This window comes from Amphibacillus sediminis NBRC 103570, from assembly GCF_001552275.1.
Taxonomy (GTDB): domain Bacteria; phylum Bacillota; class Bacilli; order Bacillales; family Amphibacillaceae; genus Amphibacillus_B; species Amphibacillus_B sediminis.
In genome coordinates this window covers 1-822 of the sequence record NZ_BCQW01000070.1, presented here as the reverse complement: position 1 = coordinate 822, position 822 = coordinate 1, and the positions used below count along the sequence as shown (strand labels likewise).

Here is an 822-nt window from a genome sequence, read left to right as displayed (position 1 = left end):
TCTAATCCTGTTTGCTCCCCACGCTTTCGCGCCTCAGCGTCAGTTACAGACCAGAGAGTCGCCTTCGCCACTGGTGTTCCTCCACATCTCTACGCATTTCACCGCTACACGTGGAATTCCACTCTCCTCTTCTGCACTCAAGTTCTCCAGTTTCCAATGACCGCTTACGGTTGAGCCGCAAGATTTCACATCAGACTTAAAAAACCGCCTGCGCGCGCTTTACGCCCAATAATTCCGGACAACGCTCGCCCCCTACGTATTACCGCGGCTGCTGGCACGTAGTTAGCCGGGGCTTTCTCGTTAGGTACCGTCAAGGTACCGCCCTATTTGAACGGTACGTGTTCTTCCCTAACAACAGAACTTTACGATCCGAAAACCTTCTTCGTTCACGCGGCGTTGCTCCGTCAGACTTTCGTCCATTGCGGAAGATTCCCTACTGCTGCCTCCCGTAGGAGTCTGGGCCGTGTCTCAGTCCCAGTGTGGCCGATCACCCTCTCAGGTCGGCTACGCATCGTTGCCTTGGTGAGCCGTTACCTCACCAACTAGCTAATGCGCCGCGGGCCCATCTGTAAGTGATAGCTAAAAGCCACCTTTCATTTCTTCGCCATGCAGCGAAAAATTTTATCCGGTATTAGCTCCGGTTTCCCGGAGTTATCCCAGTCTTACAGGTAGGTTGCCCACGTGTTACTCACCCGTCCGCCGCTCATTCCACTTGACGTCACTCCGAAGAGTTCTGTCTAGCTTCCTGCGCTCGACTTGCATGTATTAGGCACGCCGCCAGCGTTCGTCCTGAGCCAAGATCAAACTCTCAATAAAGTTTTT

1 rRNA gene is annotated in these 822 nt (G+C 53.4%); it reads right to left on the bottom strand.

What is annotated here, in order from left to right:
* Nucleotides 1–816 (bottom strand): 16S ribosomal RNA (locus ASE01S_RS15405); the annotation flags it as partial.
* Between the last annotated feature and the right edge of the window lie 6 nt (nucleotides 817–822).